The following is a 20044-nucleotide window of genomic DNA, read 5'->3' on the forward strand; positions in this document are numbered from 1 at the left end:
TTCTGTTTTCTTCTATTCTGCCTTCTATGGTGAGCAGCACTGGCGCAACGTCGCTTTTAGTACCCTTCTTCGTTTGTAGCTAAATTTTAATCATTTTATTTCAGTTTGCGCCTTGCCGCGAGCTGCACGGATTATATTCTCATGCAGGAGAAGGACTATGTTTTACTGGATTTTATTAGCCTTGGCCATTGTTGCTGAAATTACTGGTACGCTTTCTATGAAATGGGCGAGCGTATCTGACGGAAACACTGGCTTTATTTTGATGCTTGTGATGATCGCCTTGTCATATATTTTTCTTTCGTTTGCGGTTAAAAAAATCGCACTGGGTGTTGCCTATGCGCTGTGGGAAGGCATCGGCATTGTATTGATTACCCTGTTCAGCGTAATGCTGTTTGACGAGAGCCTGACGGTGATGAAAGCGGCGGGTCTGGCAACGTTGATTGCCGGTATCGTACTGATTAAGTCCGGTACGCGTAAAGCCACCGCGGTAAACAAGTCTTTGAATAAAGAGGTGAATCATGCATAAGTTTGAAATGATTCACGGCGTATGGCTGGCAGGCTCCATTGTTCTGGAAATTGTCGCTAATATTTTCCTCAAGTTTTCTGACGGCTTCCGCCGCAAAGGATACGGCATCCTTTCCCTTGTCGCCGTACTGGCTGCGTTCAGCGCGCTGTCGCAGGCGGTGAAGGGAATTGATCTCTCCGTTGCCTACGCCATCTGGGGCGGATTCGGTGTGGCCGCGACGCTGGCGGCGGGGTGGATCCTCTTCGGCCAACGGCTGAATAAAAAAGGCTGGGTTGGTTTAGCTTTACTGTTGGTGGGTATGGTTATCATTAAGCTCGCCTGATGTGATCGCTGCCTGAGAAATCGGGCAGCGAAATCCTTCGTCTGTATTACGCTTGTAACAAAGGGTTAGCGTATTTGATGCGAGGGGCAACCATGTTCGATCCGTCACGCTGGCGTAATATAGCCACAGCCAGAACGCTTTTTGTGATTATCTTTTTTGCAGGCATCGGCCTGATTTTTTCTATTATTTCGCTTCTATACCTCTCGCAAAGCCTGATCACCAGCAAAACCAACGATATTGATGCCCGTCGCTCGGCGCTATCCGTCGATGGCGCGATCCAAACGTCTATTAACCGCGTGCTCTCATTAGTGATTGATAACGCCATCTGGGATGATGCCGTCCGTGAAGTGTATGCGCCCAGGCTCGACACCACCTGGCTTTACAACACCTGGGGCGCTGGCTTCAAAATTAACAATCTTTATGACGGTACCTTTGTGCTGGACGAGAACTATCGCGTCTTGTGGGGATCGTTTCGTAGCTCGCCGTTCAGCGAGCGCGATCTCTCGTTTTTTGGCAGTGGTTTAAAGGCGCTGATCGAGCAGAATCAGGACGCCTTGCTGCGAGGAAAAAATAACGTTGCCGGAATAACCCATACACGTGAAGGCGTTGCCTTTATTGGCATTGGCCTGATCCGCCCAATGGTAGGTCGCCTGAATGTATACGATGCCACCCGTCGTTATCTGGTCATCACCCGGCACGTCAACCCGGCGCTGTTAAATACCCTTGGCAACACCTTCCAGATTGAGAACCTGACGCTCACTACTTCGCCACAAAACAGGTACAACATACCGCTGCGCACCTCCAGCGGTGAAGTGGTTGGCTGGCTTAACTGGCAGCTAAGGCAGCCCGGCGTTGAGGCGGCGCAGGCGGCCTCGCCGGAGATTCGAAAAATTGTCCTGCTGGCGTCGGGGCTTATCCTGCTATTTATCCTGGTGAGCAGCCTGGGATTGTGGAAGCTAGCCCGCGGCGAGCGGCAGGCGCGTGAAATCGCGTTGACCGATTGGCTGAGCCATTTGCCAAACCGCCGGGCGCTAATTGAGCAGCTTGAGCATATTAGTCGCCGGGGAGACCGGGATATCAAGACGGTGGTCTTTATCGATCTTGATGGTTTTAAAGATGTTAATGACATCTATGGCCATGATATCGGTGATATTTTAATTATACGCATTGCCGATATGCTACAAACGCTCGTCCCTCATGGCGGCATGCTGGCGCGTATGGGCGGCGACGAATTTGCCATGACAGTGGGCGGTGCGCACTCTGAAGCCAGCGCTTCGGCGTTTGCTGGCAGCGTGCTGGATTATCTCAGCACGCCAATTCGTATCGGCGAACGAACGCTGCATATCAGCGCCAGCCTGGGGATTGCTAGCGGTACGTTACAGGATAAAACCAGTTCCGAGCTGTTCCGCCAGGCCGATATTGCCATGTATCACTCCAAAATAACCGGGAAAGGGCGGATCACGCATTATGACGCGGAGCTCAGCAGCGCCCGCGAATACCAGCTTTCTCTGGAGAACGATATTCGCCATGGGCTCGAGCACGATGAATTCGAAGTCTGGTATCAGCCTATTGTCTGTGCCCGCTCGCAGGCGATGGTAGGGGTAGAAGCGCTGGTACGCTGGCCGCGACGGCCAAAGGGCGAACTGATGCCCGATGCCTTTATTGCCATCGCGGAAACCAGCGGGCTTATCTATTCCCTTGGCCAGTTTGTACTGGCTCGCGCCTGCCGTGACTTGTTGAATCATAATGATTTAAAACTGTCGGTGAATATTTCCCCCGCACAGTTCCGCGACCCGGAATTTGAGAACAAAGTATCCAGCGTACTGAAATCGTCCGGTTTCCCCCCGTCGCGGCTACAGCTTGAGGTGACGGAAACATATGTCCTGGAAAAACCCGAGCGGGCAAGGGCGGCGATTTCCGCGCTCAAAGCATTGGGTACCGCCGTGGCGCTGGATGACTTTGGCACGGGGTATTCCAGTATTGGCTACCTGCGACGTTTTAACTTCGACACGATTAAAATCGACAAATCTTTGGCGGGGCTGGTGGATGATGACGATCAGGCGGCGGCGCTGGTGGGGGGAACTATCCGAATAGCCAGCGCGTTGGGGATGACGGTGATTGCGGAAGGCGTGGAGACCGAAAAACAGATGAAACTGCTACGGCTTGCCGGCTGCGACCAGCTTCAGGGATTCTACTTCAGTGAGCCGATGCCGCTCTCATCGCTGCTGGCGTTGCGTCACCAGCAGCGTCTGAGTTAGTTTCCGGCAGCTAACGCCTCAAGCTTATCGCGAAAACCAGTCACCGAGATGGCGCGGTTATCGGCACGCTGGCGATCTTTTGCCGCCGGAGCAGAGCTTTGCACGGCAATAACCTGCCAACCGGCGTCCGTTTTCAGCAGTAGCGGAGAACCGCTATCGCCCGGCAGCGTGTCGCACTGATGGGAAAGTACCGAGGTTTGTGCCCACCCCGTGACCGTACAATCTTCATGGCTGTACAGCGAATCCAGATGGTCGAGCGGATAACCTGACTGCGTCACTTTACGCCCCGTTGCTTTCAGTGCGGCGGTGAGATCATCTTTATTCCCGGCGAATACCGGTAGCGGGGTGATGCCTGAAGGCGGGTTACGCAGCACAATAATGCCAAAATCCCACGGCGCCGCGGAAGCCGGAACAATCCAGCCGTCGCCATCCGCCTTGAGACGTTTTCCTAAAGAGGGGTCAACGCGACCTTCAATATCGTGAATCTCGTAGCGCCAGGTGCCTTTCTGCGACACAAAACGCAGCGCCACGGCTTTGTCCAACTTGCCGCGCGGTGGTTCAAGCAGGCAGTGCCCGGCGGTGAGCGCCAGGTGAGGAGAAATTAACGTCGCGGTACACAGATTGCCACTGGCGGTTTCCAGCTGGCCAATGGCGTCCCACGGTGCCTGAGCAGGATGGGTGACCAGGGTACGATCGTCATGACCAAAGAACAGCGTTTTAATATCTTTCGCACTGATGCCAATATCATCGTCATCAGCGTGAGAAATTAAGGGCAGGACGGATAACGTTCCCAGTAAACAACACACAAAGGCTGTACGCATATCACTCTCTGATGGGGCAATTATGATTATAAAAAATAAACCCAATGAGACTACTATAGACGGGAGAAGCAAAAAGTGGGAGTAAAATCAGCGAACTACGCTCAGTAAAAGAAAAACTGGGTTGCGATCAGTGCGCAGACGATAAGTAATGCCAGGATGAGCTCGAAACGATAGCGCCGCAACATGATTGCTCTCCGGGGAAAAAATCGGCGCTAAATAAGCGCCGATACGGTAGTTGATTAACTCAGGTAGCCACCAGGATTCAGCATTGCTGCTAGCCTCCCGGCGCCACCTGTATCGGCGTATTGCTACGCGGATACGTTATCAAGAATAATTATGCAGCTGGCTGAGCGGCTGGTTTAGCAGCAGTGTGTTTAGCTTTTTTGTGGTGCTTTTTAGCAGCCTGAGCTTTCTGCGCTACAGCTGGTTTAGCAGCGGCTTTTTTGTGTTTTTTAGCAGCCTGAGCTTTCTGAGCTGCAGCTGGTTTGGTTGCTGCTTTGTGGTGTTTTTTAGCAGCCTGAGCTTTCTGTTCTACAGCTGGTTTAGCAGCGGTTTTTTTGTGTTTCTTAGCGGCCTGAGCTTTCTGCTCTGCAGCTGGTTTAGCAGCTTCTTTCTTGTGTTTTTTGTGGTGAGTGGCTTTCGCTGGAGCCGCATGAGTAGCGGTTGCAGATGCAGCCGGAGCCGGAGTTGCAGTTGCGTCAGCAGCAAAAGCAGCGGAAGACAGACCCATAGCAGCGGCAACAACCAGAGCTAATACTTTTTTCATTCTGATACCCTCGAATTGGTTTTTTCATTCAACCCCACTGCGGGGCCGTTGAAATAACTATATCGATGAGCGAGCTGTCTTTCCGTGAGTGATTGGTATCGGCTTGTAACGTAATGTACGAGATTTGTTGTACATCCGTAACGGGGCGGATTTTGACCGCCCCTCAAGGAGTTAGCCAGTACAGGTAGTCTGTTTTGCGCGCTGAGAAAGGTACACACGCAGGATAAGGACAAAGGCCCAGGCGACGACAATGGCGGCAATCAAATAGATGCTGCCTAAGCCCTGGTAGCCAGCAATCCAGCCCGCAACGGGCCCGGTAAGGCCCAGCGCCAGATCCAGAAAGGCTGAATAAGTACCCAGCGCGGTGCCCTGGTTCTGTTCTTCCACCTGTTTTACCGCCTCAACACCCAGCGCTGGGAAGACAAGAGAGAAGCCCGACCCGGTCAGAAACGCGCCAACGCCCGCAACCCACGCGTTCGGGGCAAACCAGATAATCAGCAGCCCCAGACATTCGACCACATAACAGATAAGCGAGACGCGGATCCCGCCAAAGCGGGTGATAGTATTGCCCAGTACCAGGCGAATACAGATAAAACCGATGCTAAATAGAGACAGCGTGAACGCCGCGCCCGCCCAACCGTGGGAGGAGAAGTAGAGGGTGATGAAGGTCGCTATCACCCCAAAACCGACCGTCCCCAGCCCCAGGCCCAGACCGTATGGCCAGATCTTGCGCGCCACCACGTGGAAGGGCGCTCTGACTCCGGCGCTGACGCTGACGTCGGCGCGGGTGCGAGCAAACAGCAGGCCAATGACCGCAATAATCACAATCAGCGCCGCAAAACCACTAATACCGAACCAGCCGTTTAGCACAACCCCTAACGGCGCGCCTGCCGCCATCGCCACATAGGTAGCAACGCCGTTCCACGAGATAACCCGCGAGGTGTGAATCGCGCCGACGGTTTTAATCCCCCACAGCGTAGAGCCCGTGGAGGTGAAGCTCTCGCCCACGCCGAGGAAGATGCGCCCAACCAGCAGTAGCGCCACCGCCAGTATCGGGCTGGCATGCGCTGCCGCCGCGCCAAGGGTAAACAAACCGCTCATCAGGCAACAGATGATCCCCAGACTGACGACCTTTTTGGGCCCCCAGATATCGGTGTAGCGCCCAGCGTGCGGCCGACTAAGTAGGGTAGAAATATACTGCAGGCTGATGACCGCCCCGGCAACCAGCGTACTGTAGCCGAGATCGTAGTGAATAAAGCCCGGCAATACCGCGAGCGGTAAGCCAATGGAAAGGTAGCAAATACAGGTGAAGACAACTATTGAGATAATACGTAGGTTGAGTTGGGTATTGCTGGCACGGGTCGTCATAGCGCTACATTGGTAAGACAAAAGTGAGGGTATTATAGGAATTGCCAGCTAGTATGGCGAGATGGCAACGCATTTTATGTCAATAGTATAAGTATTAGTTATCAGTATCGTAGGCCGTATAAGAGGAGCGCCGCCGGGGATTTCCCGGAGTCGGCGTTGCCTCGTCCGGGCTACGTGATGCTTTATGTTAATGCAGGCGTTTATGCAGAGTGACGCCAACCAGCAGCGCGCAAACCAACAGCAGTGCGATAAACCCGCCAACCCCGTTCCAGCCGTACTTGTGCCAGAACACGCCGCCGAGCGTACCGGCGATACTAGAACCGAGATAGTAACTGAACAGATACAGTGAAGATGCCTGTCCTCTGGCGCGGCGCGCGCGCGGCCCAATCCAACTGCTGGCAACCGAGTGGGCGGCAAAGAATCCGGCGGAGAAGAGCAACATGCCGGGGAAAATCACCCACAGCGGGGAAAATAGCGTCAGCAGGAGGCCGACCAGCATCACCCCGGTAAAGAAGATCATCACCGGGCCGCGACCGTAGCGCGTGGTCATCATTCCCGCTTTTGGTGAACTCCAGGTGCCGGTCAAATAGGCGACAGAGAGCAAACCCACTACCGCCTGGTTAAGCGACCACGGTGACAGCATCAGTCGATAGCCGATGTAGTTAAAGAGGGTGACGAACGCGCCCATCAGCAGAAAACCCTCGACAAACAGCAGGGGCAGGCCACGGTCGCGCCAGTGCAGATGCAGGTTTATCAGCAGCGTTTTCGGTTTTAATGAGCTCGGACGGAAGTGGCGAGATTCCGGCAAAATGCGCCAGAACATAATGGCTGAGGCCAGCGCAAAGGCGCTAATGACCGCCAGGGCGACGCGCCAGCCAAAGAAGTCGGTAAATACCCCGGTCAACAGACGTCCGCTCATCCCGCCTATTGAGTTCCCGCTGATGTACAGCCCCATTGAAAACGCCACAAAGCTCGGATGAATTTCTTCGCTGAGATAGGTCATGCCGACCGCCGCCACGCCGCTAAGCGACAGGCCTATCAGCGCGCGCATAATCAAAATGCCGTGCCAACTGGTCATCATCGTCGAGAGCAGAGAGCAGCAGGATGCCAGCAGCAGCGCCGTCACCATCACTTTTTTACGCCCAATGGCATCCGACAGCGGGCCAGTAAACAGTAGACCAATGGCTAGCATTGCCGTTGAAATAGAAAGCGAAATGCTGCTGCCTGCTGGGGAAATCCCGAACTCGTGCGACAGCACTGGCAGAATGGGCTGTACGCAGTACAGCAGAGCGAAGGTTGCCAGTCCCGCGGAGAAAAGCGCCAACGTCACGCGAATAAACGGTGGAGTTCCGCGGCGAATAAAGGTGTTTGTTTGAAGTGGGGTATCAACGCGGACATCGATGGCAGGCGTATCGTCTGCGGTGGTTGTGCGGCTCACGGGAAATCCTTGCGTAAAACAATGGGTAATATCGACTCAGGTCACATAATTAGAGTAGGAAAATGTAAATATTCTGTCTAATATATTAATAATCTCAATTGATATCTTTAAAGTATGAATATTGAACTGCGCCATTTACGCTATTTTGTTGCCGTTGCCGAAGAGTTGCATTTCGGGCGCGCGGCGGCGCGGCTTAATATTTCCCAGCCGCCATTAAGCCAACAAATTCAAATCCTTGAGCAGCAGGTAGGTGCACGACTGTTTGCCCGTACCAACCGCAGCGTTAGCCTGACGGAGGCGGGGCGACAGTTTCTCGCCGATAGTCGGCAGATTCTGTTACAGGTCAGTGAAGCCGCCGCGCGGGCCAGCCGCCTGCATAACGGCGAAACCGGTGAGTTGCATATTGGCTTCACTTCCTCTGCACCGTTTATTAAAGCGGTCTCCGACACGCTCTCCACCTTTCGTCAGCGTTACCCGGATGTTCACATCCAGACGCGGGAAACCAACACCCGCGAGCAGATCTCACCGCTTACCGAAGGGGCACTTGAGTTAGGGCTGATGCGCAACACGTTGCTGCCCGACACCCTCGACTGGCAGGTGATCCTGCGTGAACCGCTGCTGGCGATGATCCACCGCGACCATCTGCTAGCTGATAAGCCGGAAGTCAGCCTGGTGGAGTTGGGCAAAGAACCGTTTGTCTTTTTTGACCCTCACGTTGGTACCGGTCTTTATGACGATATTCTTGGCCTGATGCGTCGTTACGATGCAGTGCCAACGATTACCCAGGAAGTTGGGGAGGCGATGACGATTATTGGCCTGGTGGCCTCCGGTTTGGGCGTATCGATTTTGCCAGCGTCTTTTCGGCGGGTTCAGCTTTATGAAATGCGCTGGGTTCCGATTGCGGAAGAGGATGCAGTCTCGGAAATGTGGCTGGTGTGGTCAAAACACCATGAGCTTAGCCAGGCAGCAGAACGCTTCAAACAACAGCTATTAAACGCGGCCAAGGTGAGCGTTTCGTTGCCAAAAGTGTGAAAAATTGTGCAGTAAATCACAAGGCTAAGTAAAAATTTGACGCAGGGCGTTCAAGTACTTCACCATAGCCCAAAGTGTTTATTTCGAAGCGCGAAAATAAGGGAGTCTTACGGTGGTAGCGGACAGTCAGCCAGGGCATATCGATCAAATCAAGCAGACCAATGCAGGGGCGGTATATCGCCTTATTGATCAGCTCGGCCCGGTTTCGCGTATCGACCTTTCCAGACTTGCGCAACTGGCTCCGGCCAGTATCACCAAAATTGTTCGTGAACTGCTGGAAGCCCACCTCGTTCAGGAAACGGAGATTCAGGAAGCGGGTAGCCGTGGTCGTCCAGCCGTAGGGCTTATGGTCGAAACGGAAGCCTGGCACTATCTGTCCGTGCGCATCAGCCGGGGCGTTATCCATCTGGCGCTGCGTGACCTCAGCAGTAAGTTGGTGGTGGAAGAGCAGCTTGAACTGGCGCTGGAAGATGAGTCCCCATTCCTGAACCGCGTCGTGACCCATATTGACCAATTCTTTATTCGCCATCAGAACCTGCTGGAACGTCTGACCGCGATTGCCATTACGCTACCGGGAATTATCGACACCGAAAACGGCATTATCCATCGTATGCCGTTTTATGATGTCACCGATGTTCCGCTCGGCGGAACGCTGGAGGCGCATACCGGCGTGCCGGTGTATATCCAGCATGATATCAGCGCCTGGACCATGGCCGAGGCGCTGTTTGGCGCATCGCGCGGCGCACGCGATGTCATTCAGGTGGTTATCGACCACAACGTCGGCGCAGGTGTTATCACCGATGGCCGTTTGCTGCACGCGGGCAGTAGCAGCCTGGTGGAAATTGGCCATACCCAGGTCGACCCATATGGTAAGCGTTGCTACTGCGGTAACCACGGGTGTCTTGAGACGATCGCTAGCGTGGAAAGCGTGATGGAGCTGACTCAGGTCCGCATGCAGCAGTCGATGAGTTCAATGCTGCACCAGAAGCCGCTCACCGTGGAGTGGCTGTGTCAGGCCGCGATGCAGGGCGATTTACTGGCAAAGGATATCATTAGCAGCATTGGAACCAACGTCGGGCGAATCCTCGCCATTATGGTTAACCTCTTCAATCCGCAGAAAATTTTGATTGGCTCGCCGTTTAATCAGGCCGCCGACATCCTCTTCCCGGCAATTGGCGATTGTATTCGCCAGCAGTCGCTGCCTGCCTATAGCAAACATATTGCGGTAGAGCAAACACAGTTTTCTAACCGCGGCACCATGGCTGGGGCGGCTCTGGTAAAAGATGCGCTTTATAATGGAACATTGCTGATAAGACTGTTACAGGGTTAACAATTTTTAGCAGTTTTGCAAAAAATTGCGCTATCTCAATCTGACCCATTCGCACATCACGTAAACTTTCACTCCATTGAATTATTCATTGCCATGATATTTACGTGGCGTAGCAGTGGGGTTAGTTTGTGATGCTTAATCGTTTCTTTATTACTGGAACTGATACTTCTGTCGGTAAGACGGTGGTTTCTCGTGCGCTTTTGCAGGCGCTCGCCGCCAGCGGGAAACGGGTGGCAGGATACAAACCCGTTGCCAAAGGCAGCAAGGAAACTGCAGAAGGGCTGCGCAATAAAGATGCGCTGGTTCTGCAAGCCGTTTCATCGCTGGACTTACCTTATGATGCTATCAACCCGATTGCGCTGAGCGAAGAAGAGAGCAGCGTCGCCCACAGTTGCCCAATCAACTACACCTTATTGTCTGACGGCCTGGCCAATCTGAGCCAGCAGGTCGATAACGTGGTGGTTGAGGGTACCGGCGGCTGGCGCAGCCTGATGAACGACCTGCGTCCGCTCTCCGAATGGGTGGTGCAGGAACAGCTGCCTGTGCTGATGGTGGTCGGCATTCAGGAAGGCTGCATTAACCATGCGCTGCTGACCGCTCAGGCCATCGCCAACGACGGCCTGCCGCTGATTGGCTGGGTGGCGAATCGTATCAACCCAGGCCTGGCGCACTACGCGGAAATTATCGACGTGCTCAGCAAAAAGCTGCCGGCACCGCTGATTGGCGAACTGCCGTATCTGCCGCGCCCGGAACAGCGTGAGCTGAGTCAGTACGTCGACCTAGCGATGCTCCGCAACGTGCTGACGGTAGATAGAATCCTGGCGTAAGGTTCTCGACAGTACAGACGCCAGCACGCAGGCAATCAGTAAACCGGGCAGCAGCGTATACTGCCCGGTCATTTCGCAAATCATCAACGTTGACATAATTGGCGCATGCGTCGTGGCTGCCAGTAACGTTGCCATTCCCGTCACGCCAAGCAATATCGCCATCGCCTCGTTCCCAGGGAACACCAGCGCCCACGTATTAGCGAACAGAATACCGACCGCCAGGCCAATAAACAGCGTTGGAGTAAACACACCGCCCGGTGCGCCAGAGCCGCTGCTGGCAAGAATGGCGAGCAGCTTACACAGGAAAATCCCGGCAATAATGGCAAAACTCGGCGGGCTTAACAGAAACCCTTGCACCACGCTGTAGCCATTGCCCCACACCGCGGGCGTTAATAGCGAAAGCAAACCAACGACCAATCCCCCCAGCGCAAGCTGCCAGGGGGGCGAAAGTTTGAGCTTAAGGAAAACACGATGGCTCATGTCCATCAGCCAGATAAGCAGCGGCCCGCCTAAACCGCAGACGAGCCCGGTAGCGAGCATTAAGCCGTAATGCGCCGCGTTAAGAGCCGGTAAATTGCCAGTAGTGTAGAGTAGCTCCGCGCCACCGTTCATCAACTGCGTGCTGAGCAGCGCGACCACTGCGGCGATGACGACCGGGCCAAGCGAGGCCAGCATTAAGGTGCCAAAAAGAATTTCGGCGATAAACAGGCTACCTGCCAATGGGGCATGATAGGCGCTTGCCATCCCCGCAGCTGCGCCGCAGGCAATCCAGAGCTTCCATTCATCCTTTGGCGTAAAACGCTGGGCAAAGAAAGAGGCGGCAAGGGCGGCTAAGAGGATCATCGCGCCTTCGCGACCAATAGCGCTACCGCTGACGACCACTAATAACGAGGCGGTGGATTTGATAAGGCTTGAGCTGGTATCAAACTTGCCTTCATCGCTTTCCAGCGCCTCCATATAGTCCGTCGGCGCATGGGGACGTTGTTGCGTATGACGTTGCCAGGCCCACAATAACGTCCCGGCGGCGAGCCCGCCAAGTGCCGGGGTGATAAGCCGCCGCCACCATACGAGACCGCCAGCGGCGTTGACCAGACTGCCGCTGTCATTACTGAGAAACAGCCACTCACCCAGATACATGGCGTGACGAAATAGCGCCACCGCCAGCGACGCGAGGACGCCAATCACGGTGGCAATAAGTAGGCGACGGAACATCGCCTTAATATCGGGGTAATGGTGAAGACGCTGCATCGTGAGCTGAGGGCTTAGCGATAAAGTTTTTTGTCAGCGACGGGGATCAGCAGCGTGCTTTGCCATTGTGCCAGCGTCTGCTGTGCAAGCTGTCCCAGTGCGATGAAGAATGGATGGTTCGCTTTTTCAATAAATTCGGCGAGGAATCGAGGAGCCCATGGCAGCAGATGCCATGCCAGCAGCTGATTGCAGGCCTCTTCGCGGCCATTTTCAACAAGCCAGGCGGCGAGCATGAGCAAGGTCCCAAAGTGATCTTCTGGTTCGTTTTGCTGCACATCGAACGCAATCTGGTTTTCACGCATCCATTGGCGCAGTGCCAGCGTAGAGTCGCCAAACAGAACGTTTTCGCGGTCTAACCAAACGGAACCCCACGGCGGAGACGGTAGCGCATCCGGGCCGATAAACAGGCGCTGCCATGCCTCTGCCAGAGATTCTTCAGCGGGAGAAGCAAATCCAGCGGAGAGGGTATCGGCGTGCAGAACAGGGTACGGCCACTGTGTCACCCACTCACCGTCGGTAAAGGCTATTACCAGCGGTTCGGCAAGCGTGCTGTTCGGCGCGAAATAGAACAAAGCACCCAGTACACGGGCGGAGAACGCTAAAGCGTTGTTGTGCTGAACGTCATTCATTACTGCATATCCTTAAAAGGGCGCGGGATTGCTCCCGCACCGATGAATTACCCGGCAATTGCCATGCCGACGGTCATATGCAGGCCATAGAACAGCCCGCGACCGATAAGTTCGCCTGCCAGCATCAGTACCAGACCAAGCGCCAGACCCGCAGCCCGCGGCGGAACGCGACGCAGTAACGGGCAGAGCCAGCAGCCTAAACCTGCCGCTAACAGTACAAAGCGCCACACCTGTAAGGTGCCCCAGTCCGGCAGCAGCGCGTTCGCCTGCTGAACGGAACTGTGAATAAAACCCAGATCAGCGGTTTGCATCACGACGACGGCGATGCTGAGCAAATAGCCCAGTACGCTGACCGAGGCAAAGAATTTCCCGTTGAACGGTACCTTTGACATTTTAAGCAGCAGGGCTGCAAACAGAGGCCCGGTGAGCAGCGCGGTCAGGAAGAACGATGCCGTCGTGTAACCATTATACCAGGTTGGCACGGTATCTATCTGATAAACGCGTGTCATCGCCCAGACAAATACCAGACCGAGCACCATGCTGACCAGCAGCCAAAGACGCCCAAGCGCGGCGGGCATTTTACCCATCACCGACAGTAACCACCAGAAGCCCCCTACGGCGAAGAAAACGGAACCGCTGGCTATCTCGTTACTGAGCGCAGAACTTCCCACGCGATTAAGCGAGTTGAACGCGCGCAGCGGTGAGCCGAGGTGCAGCACAGAGGCAAAAAAAGCGATGCCCATCACCACCCACAGGAAAAACATATTAAGCGCAATGCGACGTTGATCTGCGGGTTCATGGCGCGCCGCCAGCCAGCCTAAGCCGGTGACGATGGTGGCTCCCGCAACGCACTGCCCCAGCACCGTAAAGAGTACCAACGGCCATTCATGCCATCCACTTCCCATCTTACACCTCCTTCGGATTGGCCAGATAGCCAGTGGTATCGCCGCACGGACGTGCATTGGCGTTAGGTTTAATCACAATGCTTGGTTTCGTGAAGTGTGCGGACGGCAATGGTGCAACCGCCGCCAGCGTACCGTGCTTCTGACGCAGTTCTTCGATTGGGCCGAAGTCCAGCGCGCGCAGCGGGCAGGATTCCACGCAAATCGGTTTCTTACCATCCGCCACACGTTCGTGGCAGCCGTCGCATTTGGTCATGTGACCTTTGGCTTCGTTGTAGTGCGGCGCACCGTACGGGCAGGCCATATGACAGTAGCGACAGCCGATGCACACATCTTCGTTGACGACCACAAAACCGTCTTCGCGTTTGTGCATCGCGCCGCTTGGGCACACTTTGGTACAGGCCGGGTCTTCACAATGGTTACAGGCGATGGACAGGTAGTAGGCAAAGACGTTCTGATTCCAGACGCCGTTGTCTTCCTGCCAGTCGCCGCCCGCGTATTCATAAATACGACGGAAGCTGACGTCCGGAGTTAAGTCTTTGTAATCTTTACACGCCAGCTCGCAGGTTTTACAACCGGTGCAGCGGGCCGAGTCGATGAAAAATCCGTATTGGGTGCTCATGGTCTAGTCCTTATACCTTCTCGATCTCAACCAGGTTGGTGTGCTGTGGATTGCCTTTCGCCAGTGGAGAAGGGCGATGCGTCGTCAGCGTATTGATGCAGGAACCGTGATCGATTCGGTCTCCGTTCATCTCGGCATCGTGCCAGGCACCCTGGCCCATTGCGGACACGCCCGGCATAATGCGCGGCGTGACTTTTGCCGGAATACGCAGTTCACCACAGCTGTTGAATACGCGCACCATGTCACCGTTGCGGATCCCACGTTTTTGCGCATCCAGCGGGTTTAACCAGACTTCCTGGCGGCAAGCGGCTTTCAGCACATCAACGTTGCCGTAGCTGGAGTGCGTTCGCGCTTTATAGTGGAAGCCGAACAGCTGTAGCGGGAAAGTACCGCGCAGTGGATCGTCCCAACCTTCGAAGGTTGAGGCGTAAACCGGCAGTGGGCTGATGGTTTCGTCTTTCTCAAGCTGCCATTTCGCGGCAATGTCGGCCAGACGACTGGAGTAGATTTCGATTTTTCCCGACGGTGTTTTTAACGGATTTGCCTCCGGGTCTTTGCGGAAAGCCTGGTAGGCGACAAAGTGCCCGTTCGGATCTTTACGCTTGTAGATGCCCATCTTTTTGAGTTCATCATAGGTCGGCAAATCCGCGTCTTTGGCGCGCATTTTGGCGTACAGATACTGCAACCACTGCTCCTGCGAACGTCCTTCGGTGAATTTCTGGTAGACATCGTCCCCAAGACGTTTCGCCACTTCGCTTAAGATCCAGTAGATGGGCTTGCGCTCAAATTTTGGCGCGGTGGCAGGCTGGATAAAGATCAGGTAGCCCATATTCCCGGCGTAATCGTTCGGGATAATGTCTTCCTGTTCCACGGTCATTAAATCGGGCAGCAGGATGTCGGCGTATTTCGCCGAGGCGGTCATGAAGTTTTCAATCACCACGATCATTTCGCATTTGCTGTCGTCCTGCAAAATCTCGTGGGTTTTATTGATATCCGAATGCTGATTAATGATGGTGTTGCCCGCATAGTTCCAGAAGAACTTGATGGGCACATCCAGCTTATCTTTGCCGCGCACGCCGTCACGGGTGGCGGTCATCTCGGTACCGTGGTCGATAGCATCGGTCCAGGTGAAGCAGGAAATCGCCGTTTTGACCGGGTTTTCCAGTACCGGGAAGCGTTCGATGGTTATCGTGTAAGTGGATTCACGCGCGCCGCTGTTACCGCCGTTGATGCCAACGTTGCCGGTCAGAATGGGCAGCATGGCAATCGCACGGGCAGAAAGCTCGCCGTTTGCTTGGCGCTGTGGCCCCCAGCCCTGGCAAATATAAGCCGGCTTAGTGCTGCCGATTTCACGCGCTAACTTGATGATTCTATCGGCTGGAATACCGGTAATGTGCGATGCCCACTGCGGGGTTTTCGCCACGCCGTCATCGCCCTGACCAAGAATATAGGCCTTATAATGTCCGTTGGCCGGTGCGCCTTCTGGTAAGGTTTTCTCGTCGTAACCGACGCAGTATTTATCGAGGAACGGCTGATCGACCAGGTTTTCGTCAATCAACACCCAGGCAATACCGGCAACCAGCGCGGCATCGGTACCAGGACGGATAGGTATCCACTCATCCTCCCGGCCAGCGGCGGTATCGGTATAGCGGGGATCGATAACGATCATGCGCGCATTTGAGCGTTCGCGAGCTTGTTCAAGATAATAGGTAATGCCGCCGCCGCTCATGCGGGTTTCTGCCGGATTGTTGCCGAACATCACCACCAGTTTGCTGTTTTCGATATCGGAGGTGCTGTTGCCGTCGTTGGTGCCGTAGGTGTACGGCATGGCGCAGGCAATCTGGGCGGTACTGTAGGTGCCGTACTGATTAAGCGAACCGCCGTAGCAGTTCATCAGACGCATCACCGCGGAACCGGATGGTGAGGACCGAGTGATATTGCCGCCAACGATGCCGGAAGAGTAGTTAATGTAGACGGATTCGTTGCCGTAATCTTTCACCACGCGTTTGAGGTTGCTGGCGATGGTGTCCAGCGCCTCATCCCAGCTAATGCGCTCGAATTTGCCTTCGCCACGCTTGCCTACACGCTTCATGGGATAGTTCAGGCGGTCAGGGTGGTTGATTCGACGGCGAATGGAGCGCCCGCGCAGACAGGCGCGTACCTGGTGATCGCCATAAACGTCGTGGCCAGTATTGTCGGTTTCTACCCAGTAGACTTCATTGTCTTTGACGTGCAGACGCAACGCGCAGCGGCTACCGCAGTTGACGGAGCATGCGCCCCAAACCACTTTATCTTCCGGCTGATTAGCCTGCTGTACTGCAGCGGCCGTGGCGCGCAAGGAGAAGGGGAGCGAGAGGCTACCCGCCGCGAAGGCTAATGAGCCGATAGCCGATGATTTAATTAGGGTGCGTCGGCTCAGCCCCCCTGGCTTTTCCTGATTTGACATCACTCACTCCATTATTTTTGTTTAATGATTTCAACGAGAAATTAAAAACCTGCTAATGATGGAAAGAGGATACCTGGTTAGTGGTATACAAGTATTAACCCTGGTCAAAATACACTGTTGCACTAACGAGGTATTTGCATGTCGGCGTTTGCCAGTTGCGAGGGGCGTGTGCATAATTGTTTTACAACATAAAAACAGTTTTATTGCAGTTAACCGTTTATTGTTAATCGAATTTCTTACTGCTAATCCGCTACTTATGGAAGTCATCTATGCAGGATATTGCTTCTTCTGTTATTCCGATGCCCGCGATTGAGACGGTCACGGTTCCCTACAAAGGGTTAAATTTTTTGCGCCCCGAAATTTTGCTCGACTTCATCAGCGTGACGGAGGAAAAAGTCCTCGCCGTTACGCCAGTGGCCGTGTTGTATTCCACGGTAGGGGTGTTGCAATCCGCTGCGTTGCGCAAGATCCCTGTGTTGGTTTCCGGGCGCGTGGTCTATCCGGTCAGTTCGCAGGCGCTGCCTTGTTTGCATTCAAAATTGACCATTAACACCACTTCACAAAAGCTGCGTTTTCAGGGAGACCTGGATGCGTTATCCGATGATCAAACGCTGCGCGATGGCGTACTGGTTGGCATTGCGCTGGAGTTTATTGTCGAGAAGAGAGGCTAGAAAGCACCGCCTCCTGCTGGAGGCGGTAGCACATTACTGGGCGTTATCGGTGCGGGTGTAGAGAATTTTAAAGGTGTCGTTAGCACAGTGGCCGACGACCTGAGCCCCAGCTTTATCAGCCTGATCGTTGGGCACGATATCAAGGGTAAAGGCGCTTTCGGCTACGCCGTTCTGGATGATTTTCTGCTGAATGTCGCTCCTGACACGCTCACAGGAGTCAGGTACGGCGGCAAGCGCAGGCATAGCGCCTGCGAGCAGTAATGCCAGTAACCAACGTGATGATTGCATGATTAGCTCCTTTTCATGAGATTCGCAGGGAAGTATAGCATCGGCAGTGTAAGCGACTGTCTTTGACGATAACTTTCTGATTTGTCTTAAGCTTACGTTTTTCATCCCCTGAAAGGGCACTTAGATTTTAAGCGCAGCAACGATCGTGCCTTCCATTTTCTCTGGGATGGTGAAAGGGGCAAAACGCTTGAGCGGCTTGCCATCGCGGCCCACCAAAAACTTGGTGAAGTTCCACTTGATACGCCCACCCAGTATGCCGGGTAACTCGTCCTTCAGGTAACGAAATACCGGGTGCGCGCCGGCTCCGTTGACCTCAACTTTTTCAAACATCGGAAAGCTCACACCGTAATTGATGTGGCAGGTTTGCGCTATGTCATCAGCACTACCGGGTTCCTGTTTGCCAAACTGGTTGCAGGGAAACCCCAGTATCACAAGACCCTGAGACGCGTATTTCTTGTAGAGCGCTTCAAGACCTGCATACTGAGGCGTGAAACCACACTGGCTGGCAGTATTGACGACCAGAACCAGTTTGCCAGCATAGTCGGACATTGAGATGGGCTCACCGCGTAGGTTGGTGGCCTCTAGATGATGAAACGTGGTCATGTCGGAATACTCTGTTTGCCATGTTTGATTTCCGCAGCGATATACGGCTGAGGTTTGCTAAAAAGATACCCTTGTGCGAAATCACAGCCGAGTGCCTGAAGGCTTTCGAGTTGTTCCTGCGTTTCTACACCCTCTGCAATGGCCTTCATGTTGAGGGACTTCGCCACGCCAGTGATGAGCTTGATGATATTCAGCGCGTCTTCTTGTGTCGCTAGCGAATTCACAAAGGATTTGTCTATTTTGATTTTATCAAAGGCCAGCCTGCTCAACCGAGAAAGGGAGGAATAGCCGGTACCGAAATCATCGATAGATATCTTCACACCCAGCGCTCTGAGCTTGTTAAGCGCATTCATCGGCGTATTGCTCTCTGTGAAAAGAGAGGATTCCGTCACTTCCAGTTCAAGGCGGTCAGCTGGAAGCCCCGTCTCTTTTAATATCGACACCACAATTCCGGCAAAGCCTTTAGTGCTTAGCTGGACAGGGGAGACGTTGACGGAAATTTTAGCCGGAACGGCCCAGGAAGCGGCTTCCCGACAGGCCGTTTCAAGCACCGATTTTCCCATCTCGTTAATCATGCCTGTTTTTTCCGCAACCGGAATAAAGCTATCCGGCGACAGTAGACCTTTTGTAGGGTGAATCCACCGAATCAGGGCTTCATAGCTGTAAATCTCGCGGCTGAACGAATCAACGATCGGCTGATAATAGACCACGAATTCTTTATTCATTAATGCCATGGCCATATCATGCTCAAGCTTTCTGCTTTCTTGCAGCTTATCTAACATTCGCTGGCGGAAAACTTTTATTTTCCCTGGGCCTTCATTTTTGGCTTCATAAAGCGCCAGGTCAGCATATTTGTAGAGATAATCGGAGCGGCGCTCGGTTTGTGAAATAACGATACCAATGCAGGTGGTGATATTAATAATCGTGTTATAAATCGTGTAGGGTTGGTTGAGCGACTCGCCTATTTTTTGCGCTTGTGAAACGGCGCTACTCTCAGTCAGATCGCTCGAAAGAAACGCAAACTCATCGCCACCTAAGCGATAGAGTGTATCTGAAGGCATATTCAGCGATATCAACCGCTGGGAAATCTGGCGCAGCAGCATATCGCCAGCATCATGCCCATAGGTGTCATTAACCTCTTTGAATCGGTCTAAATCAAACAACATGACCGCCACGGTAGTATTATTTTGTTTTGCAGTTTTGATCGTTTTATTTAAATTCCACCAAAAAAACTGACGGTTGTTCATTTCGGTCAAAGGATCATGGAAAACATCATATTCCAGTTTTGCATTCTGGCTTTGCAGTTTTTCTTTCGATCTCTGGAGTTCTTCAGCCAGGCTTTTAACCTGTAGATGCGCCTTCAGAATGTTTCTGTTCTGAAAGAAGATCATCATACCCAGTATGGCACTCAGTATTATCAATAATACAGCGGTTGCCGAATATATGTAGTACAGGGTTTGAATTTTGAGGTTGGCTTCATTAACAGAGTTAACGTCCTTGTCCAACGCGCCGGATGAGAGACGACTGAGGGGCACATCGAGCGTATGCATTACCTTAAGGTATGACTTAAGCTCAGAACGGTTCATTTTCTCAAGTTGAACGTCGAGATCGTCCAGTACTTTTTCAAGCCTTAAAGCCAGTTCATGATGGGCTTTACTGCTGTCTATATAATGGCCTAAATCGCCTTCTTTCATTAAATCGCTCTGGCTGAGCATAATGTCCAGACGCAGACGCACACCATCAATCGGCATGGTATCGTCCAGCGTGTAAAGACCGAGCCACGATTCCAACCGGTAATATTCGGATACCACCTGCGCAGCAGACCAGGAGTTAGCGTAGTGGGTCAGCTTTTGTAACTCTTGTTGTCTTTCATGCACAAGGAAAGACACATACCCTGTTGATATGAAAAGAGAAAATATGATGGCAGCCAGTATTCTGTTCATGATG

At 53.4% G+C, this 20044-nt stretch carries 20 protein-coding genes; 7 read left to right on the plus strand and 13 right to left on the minus strand.

The features are described 5' to 3' along the window. Positions 1 to 157: 157 nt before the first annotated feature. The 3 genes from mdtJ to GKAS_RS12030 all read left to right on the plus strand — a co-directional run bounded on the left by mdtJ (position 158) and on the right by GKAS_RS12030 (position 3106). Positions 158 to 526: a multidrug/spermidine efflux SMR transporter subunit MdtJ gene (gene mdtJ, locus GKAS_RS12020; RefSeq protein ID WP_035894512.1), complete on the plus strand. Its 369-nt coding sequence runs from the start codon at positions 158 to 160 to the stop codon at positions 524 to 526. After that, complete coding sequence (gene mdtI / locus GKAS_RS12025) at positions 519 to 848, plus strand: multidrug/spermidine efflux SMR transporter subunit MdtI (protein WP_035894513.1); 330 nt, start codon at positions 519 to 521, stop codon at positions 846 to 848. The genes mdtJ and mdtI overlap by 8 nt, the downstream gene beginning before the upstream one ends. Before the next feature lie 92 nt (positions 849 to 940). Continuing rightward, the gene (locus GKAS_RS12030) at positions 941 to 3106 is read left to right on the plus strand and encodes a putative bifunctional diguanylate cyclase/phosphodiesterase (protein ID WP_035894515.1); all 2166 of its coding nucleotides are present in this window, start codon (positions 941 to 943) and stop codon (positions 3104 to 3106) included. Here the strand turns inward: GKAS_RS12030 and GKAS_RS12035 are convergent. The 5 genes from GKAS_RS12035 to GKAS_RS12050 all read right to left on the minus strand — a co-directional run bounded on the left by GKAS_RS12035 (position 3103) and on the right by GKAS_RS12050 (position 7499). After that, positions 3103 to 3927: a trypsin-like serine peptidase gene (locus GKAS_RS12035; RefSeq protein WP_035894516.1), complete on the minus strand. Its 825-nt coding sequence runs from the start codon at positions 3925 to 3927 to the stop codon at positions 3103 to 3105. The two genes, GKAS_RS12030 and GKAS_RS12035, sit on opposite strands and share 4 nt — an antisense overlap. Before the next feature lie 101 nt (positions 3928 to 4028). Then, positions 4029 to 4112, minus strand: coding sequence for a small membrane protein YdgU (gene ydgU / locus GKAS_RS25635; RefSeq protein WP_455648420.1), 84 nt, complete (start codon positions 4110 to 4112; stop codon positions 4029 to 4031). Between the two features lie 149 nt (positions 4113 to 4261). Next, positions 4262 to 4693: an acid resistance repetitive basic protein Asr gene (asr, locus tag GKAS_RS12040; RefSeq protein WP_035894517.1), complete on the minus strand. Its 432-nt coding sequence runs from the start codon at positions 4691 to 4693 to the stop codon at positions 4262 to 4264. A 171-nt stretch (positions 4694 to 4864) separates the two neighbouring features. After that, the gene (locus GKAS_RS12045; protein WP_035894518.1) at positions 4865 to 6061 is read right to left on the minus strand and encodes an MFS transporter; all 1197 of its coding nucleotides are present in this window, start codon (positions 6059 to 6061) and stop codon (positions 4865 to 4867) included. A gap of 187 nt (positions 6062 to 6248) precedes the next feature. Continuing rightward, a complete protein-coding gene (locus tag GKAS_RS12050; RefSeq protein WP_035894519.1) occupies positions 6249 to 7499 on the minus strand; it encodes an MFS transporter in 1251 nt (416 codons plus the stop codon). 114 nt (positions 7500 to 7613) lie between these two features. On the opposite strand from GKAS_RS12050, the gene GKAS_RS12055 reads away from it, so the two are divergent. The 3 genes from GKAS_RS12055 (at position 7614) to bioD (ending at position 10688) form a co-directional block, all read left to right on the plus strand. Next, positions 7614 to 8531 carry a LysR family transcriptional regulator gene (locus tag GKAS_RS12055; protein WP_035894520.1) on the plus strand — a complete coding sequence of 306 codons (918 nt, stop codon included), beginning with the start codon at positions 7614 to 7616 and terminating at the stop codon, positions 8529 to 8531. 112 nt (positions 8532 to 8643) lie between these two features. Further along, positions 8644 to 9861, plus strand: a complete 1218-nt coding sequence (mlc, locus tag GKAS_RS12060; RefSeq protein WP_035894522.1) for a sugar metabolism global transcriptional regulator Mlc — start codon at positions 8644 to 8646, stop codon at positions 9859 to 9861. 131 nt (positions 9862 to 9992) lie between these two features. Next, positions 9993 to 10688 (plus strand): dethiobiotin synthase, encoded by a 696-nt coding sequence (bioD, locus tag GKAS_RS12065; protein ID WP_035894523.1) that lies wholly within the window; start codon positions 9993 to 9995, stop codon positions 10686 to 10688. Here bioD and clcB read toward each other — a convergent pair. The 5 genes from clcB to ynfE are packed head-to-tail and all read right to left on the minus strand — an operon-like array spanning position 10641 to position 16535. After that, positions 10641 to 11936, minus strand: coding sequence for a voltage-gated ClC-type chloride channel ClcB (gene clcB, locus GKAS_RS12070; protein ID WP_035894524.1), 1296 nt, complete (start codon positions 11934 to 11936; stop codon positions 10641 to 10643). The two genes, bioD and clcB, sit on opposite strands and share 48 nt — an antisense overlap. A 14-nt stretch (positions 11937 to 11950) precedes the next feature. Then, complete coding sequence (dmsD, locus tag GKAS_RS12075; protein ID WP_035894525.1) at positions 11951 to 12565, minus strand: Tat proofreading chaperone DmsD; 615 nt, start codon at positions 12563 to 12565, stop codon at positions 11951 to 11953. Positions 12566 to 12612: 47 nt separating this feature from the next. Continuing rightward, complete coding sequence (locus tag GKAS_RS12080; RefSeq protein WP_035894527.1) at positions 12613 to 13470, minus strand: dimethyl sulfoxide reductase anchor subunit family protein; 858 nt, start codon at positions 13468 to 13470, stop codon at positions 12613 to 12615. A gap of 1 nt (position 13471) precedes the next feature. Continuing rightward, positions 13472 to 14089, minus strand: a complete 618-nt coding sequence (locus GKAS_RS12085; RefSeq protein ID WP_035894528.1) for a DMSO/selenate family reductase complex B subunit — start codon at positions 14087 to 14089, stop codon at positions 13472 to 13474. A 10-nt stretch (positions 14090 to 14099) separates the two neighbouring features. After that, entirely contained in the window at positions 14100 to 16535 is a 2436-nt protein-coding gene (gene ynfE, locus GKAS_RS12090; protein WP_035894530.1) for a selenate/tellurate reductase subunit YnfE, read from the minus strand. A gap of 269 nt (positions 16536 to 16804) precedes the next feature. Here ynfE and GKAS_RS12095 point away from each other — a divergent pair, with 269 nt between their 5' ends. Continuing rightward, positions 16805 to 17206 (plus strand): hypothetical protein, encoded by a 402-nt coding sequence (locus GKAS_RS12095; protein ID WP_035894531.1) that lies wholly within the window; start codon positions 16805 to 16807, stop codon positions 17204 to 17206. A gap of 33 nt (positions 17207 to 17239) precedes the next feature. Here the strand turns inward: GKAS_RS12095 and GKAS_RS12100 are convergent, their stop codons facing one another. The 3 genes from GKAS_RS12100 to GKAS_RS12110 all read right to left on the minus strand — a co-directional run bounded on the left by GKAS_RS12100 (position 17240) and on the right by GKAS_RS12110 (position 20040). Then, positions 17240 to 17494, minus strand: coding sequence for a DUF1161 domain-containing protein (locus GKAS_RS12100; protein WP_035894532.1), 255 nt, complete (start codon positions 17492 to 17494; stop codon positions 17240 to 17242). 120 nt (positions 17495 to 17614) lie between these two features. Continuing rightward, positions 17615 to 18097 carry a glutathione peroxidase gene (locus tag GKAS_RS12105; RefSeq protein ID WP_035894533.1) on the minus strand — a complete coding sequence of 161 codons (483 nt, stop codon included), beginning with the start codon at positions 18095 to 18097 and terminating at the stop codon, positions 17615 to 17617. Further along, the gene (locus tag GKAS_RS12110) at positions 18094 to 20040 is read right to left on the minus strand and encodes a putative bifunctional diguanylate cyclase/phosphodiesterase (RefSeq protein ID WP_035894535.1); all 1947 of its coding nucleotides are present in this window, start codon (positions 20038 to 20040) and stop codon (positions 18094 to 18096) included. Before GKAS_RS12110 ends, GKAS_RS12105 begins: the two co-directional genes overlap by 4 nt. Positions 20041 to 20044: the final 4 nt, after the last annotated feature.

The sequence above is a fragment of the Kluyvera ascorbata ATCC 33433 genome (genome assembly GCF_000735365.1).
In the GTDB taxonomy this organism is placed as follows: Bacteria; Pseudomonadota; Gammaproteobacteria; order Enterobacterales; family Enterobacteriaceae; genus Kluyvera; species Kluyvera ascorbata.

Excerpts from the sequence above, each read along its gene's own strand:
- mdtJ (WP_035894512.1), top strand. The coding sequence starts at position 158 with ATGTTTTACTGGATTTTATTAGCCTTGGCCATTGTTGCTGAAATTACT.
- mdtI (WP_035894513.1), top strand. The coding sequence starts at position 519 with ATGCATAAGTTTGAAATGATTCACGGCGTATGGCTGGCAGGCTCCATT.
- GKAS_RS12030 (WP_035894515.1), top strand. The coding sequence starts at position 941 with ATGTTCGATCCGTCACGCTGGCGTAATATAGCCACAGCCAGAACGCTT.
- GKAS_RS12035 (WP_035894516.1), bottom strand. The coding sequence starts at position 3,927 with ATGCGTACAGCCTTTGTGTGTTGTTTACTGGGAACGTTATCCGTCCTG.
- ydgU (WP_455648420.1), bottom strand. The coding sequence starts at position 4,112 with ATGTTGCGGCGCTATCGTTTCGAGCTCATCCTGGCATTACTTATCGTC.
- asr (WP_035894517.1), bottom strand. The coding sequence starts at position 4,693 with ATGAAAAAAGTATTAGCTCTGGTTGTTGCCGCTGCTATGGGTCTGTCT.
- GKAS_RS12045 (WP_035894518.1), bottom strand. The coding sequence starts at position 6,061 with ATGACGACCCGTGCCAGCAATACCCAACTCAACCTACGTATTATCTCA.
- GKAS_RS12055 (WP_035894520.1), top strand. The coding sequence starts at position 7,614 with ATGAATATTGAACTGCGCCATTTACGCTATTTTGTTGCCGTTGCCGAA.
- bioD (WP_035894523.1), top strand. The coding sequence starts at position 9,993 with ATGCTTAATCGTTTCTTTATTACTGGAACTGATACTTCTGTCGGTAAG.
- clcB (WP_035894524.1), bottom strand. The coding sequence starts at position 11,936 with ATGCAGCGTCTTCACCATTACCCCGATATTAAGGCGATGTTCCGTCGC.
- dmsD (WP_035894525.1), bottom strand. The coding sequence starts at position 12,565 with ATGAATGACGTTCAGCACAACAACGCTTTAGCGTTCTCCGCCCGTGTA.
- GKAS_RS12080 (WP_035894527.1), bottom strand. The coding sequence starts at position 13,470 with ATGGGAAGTGGATGGCATGAATGGCCGTTGGTACTCTTTACGGTGCTG.
- GKAS_RS12085 (WP_035894528.1), bottom strand. The coding sequence starts at position 14,089 with ATGAGCACCCAATACGGATTTTTCATCGACTCGGCCCGCTGCACCGGT.
- ynfE (WP_035894530.1), bottom strand. The coding sequence starts at position 16,535 with ATGTCAAATCAGGAAAAGCCAGGGGGGCTGAGCCGACGCACCCTAATT.
- GKAS_RS12095 (WP_035894531.1), top strand. The coding sequence starts at position 16,805 with ATGCAGGATATTGCTTCTTCTGTTATTCCGATGCCCGCGATTGAGACG.
- GKAS_RS12100 (WP_035894532.1), bottom strand. The coding sequence starts at position 17,494 with ATGCAATCATCACGTTGGTTACTGGCATTACTGCTCGCAGGCGCTATG.
- GKAS_RS12105 (WP_035894533.1), bottom strand. The coding sequence starts at position 18,097 with ATGACCACGTTTCATCATCTAGAGGCCACCAACCTACGCGGTGAGCCC.
- GKAS_RS12110 (WP_035894535.1), bottom strand. The coding sequence starts at position 20,040 with ATGAACAGAATACTGGCTGCCATCATATTTTCTCTTTTCATATCAACA.